This window comes from Aminobacter sp. P4_D5 (assembly GCF_056401815.1).
The window spans coordinates 1-1,683 of record NZ_JBFUIP010000352.1; the positions used below are offsets into that span (position 1 = coordinate 1).

Annotated in this window: 2 protein-coding genes; both read right to left on the bottom strand. The window is 59.0% G+C overall.

Features of this window, described 5'->3' with window-relative positions; translation table 11 throughout:
* A partial coding sequence (locus tag AC1DWF_RS31770) for a terminase large subunit domain-containing protein (protein ID WP_476842536.1) occupies positions 1–1,089 on the bottom strand: 1,089 nt, incomplete at its 3' end.
* Positions 1,086–1,529 carry a terminase small subunit gene (locus AC1DWF_RS31775; protein WP_476785816.1) on the bottom strand — a complete coding sequence of 148 codons (444 nt, stop codon included), beginning with the start codon at positions 1,527–1,529 and terminating at the stop codon, positions 1,086–1,088. The genes AC1DWF_RS31775 and AC1DWF_RS31770, both read right to left, overlap by 4 nt.
* Between the last annotated feature and the right edge of the window lie 154 nt (positions 1,530–1,683).

Here is a 1,683-nt window from a genome sequence, read left to right on the forward strand (position 1 = left end):
GTTGCGCAGCAACGTTTCGGCGATGGATGGGCCGGAGATGACCGACCAGCAGGCCGGATCGGCGATGCCGTAGGCGATGTGTTCGCGCAGCCTGCCGTGGGTCTCGCGCTCAACAATGCCCTTGGCGACTTCGTCCGCTGTGAGTTTGAGACCGACATTCGGTTTCGATGCGCCATACCACTCGCGGTAGCAGATGAGCGCGCCTCGTGGGATTATGCGACCGTCATGCTGGTGAGTGTCTTCCTGGCATACCGCCCACCAGTGGACGGCGAACGGCGCTGCCGAGCCCCAGTCCATGCTGCGGAACTTGATCCAACCACTAGGGATCGGAAACGGCGGAATGACATGGCGGGCACTTGAGAATTCTGGAAAATAGCTGCCTTCGACAACATCCCAGTCGCCCTCCAGCCAAGCGCGAACCCTCTCTGGCGAACCGACGGCTTTTAGTCGATCGACGTAATGCGGGTCAGCCGCAAGCAAAGCCGGATTGTCGGTAACCTTCGCCGGGATGAAGACGCGCGTCACGCCGGTCTCGTGGTCAAGTACAACGTTGTACGGTCCATTGTCGACGAACATTTCCTTGACCGCATTGTGTGAAGGTCCGCCGGGGTTACAGGTGATCTTCATCTGTCCCCGGACCCCTTTTGCCGAACGTAGTGTCGCCAAGAGAGCCAGGATGGGATCGAGGCTCTGCAATTGCGTCGCCTCATCGAAATAAACGCGTGTCAGGCTCCAGCCCTGATAGGCCTGTGCGTCTCGCTCGTTTTCAAGGTAGGCGCAAAAAAGCTTGGCACCGTTCTCGAAGCGAAAAACGTTGCCCTTTTCCATATAGCGGGCGGCATTCCCATACATGCGAGAGGCGAGGTCGACAAAATCCTTCAGGTCTTCTCGGGTCTTCCGCAGCATCAGACCCTTGGCGTCGGCGCCGTAACGTTCGGCATGCAGCCAGAAATCGAGCGCCATGGCCCAGCTCTTGCCACCGCCCCTGGCGCCTCCGTAGCAAACGATGTCGACGCCAGTGCACTCAACGAAGGCTGTCTGCGGCCCCTTCTGAGGTTTGATCACCTCGACCCGCTGACTGGGACTCATGGCTGGTGCTCAATGACGGTCCCGCCGTATTTCTGGGACCAGTCGGCGAGAGACATTTCGGTTGGGGCGTTGGGATCAGCGGCAGGCTTGCGTACGACTTCCGCTCGCAATTCCTGCCGGTCGACGATGAGGCCGTAGAGCCTTGCCTTGCCCATCGAAGCCGCGACACACGCAGCCGCTTGCCGGTTAGCAAAGGCCAATTTGTAGGCGGCGTCGAGTTCTGCGGCGACCGTTTCGGCCGTAACCGCAGCCTTATGCGCGGCATCCACTTGCAACTCTCTCAAGCGCTTAGCTACCTTAGCGTTCCTGAGCAGCCTCGAAGCATTGACCTCCGCGGCGTTGTTCCGGGCGTCATAGCCGGCTTGCTCGTAGGCGCGCGAAGCCGGCACCCCCTCGACGAGGCACCTGCAGAAGGCTTCTTGTCTGGCGTTGAGCAGCATTGTGGTATTTTAATACCACAATTCGATAAATGAGCCAATGCGGCCGGTCAATGTTTATGAAGTATGTTTTGACTCGTGATACTGGAGTCGGTTGAGGCGCTGCACGGACCGGACAAATCCATTTGTCTGCATTGCGCCCCATTGTCGGCCATAG

Coding starts and splice junctions, on each gene's coding strand:
- AC1DWF_RS31775 (WP_476785816.1), bottom strand. CDS start 1,529: ATGCTGCTCAACGCCAGACAAGAAGCCTTCTGCAGGTGCCTCGTCGAG.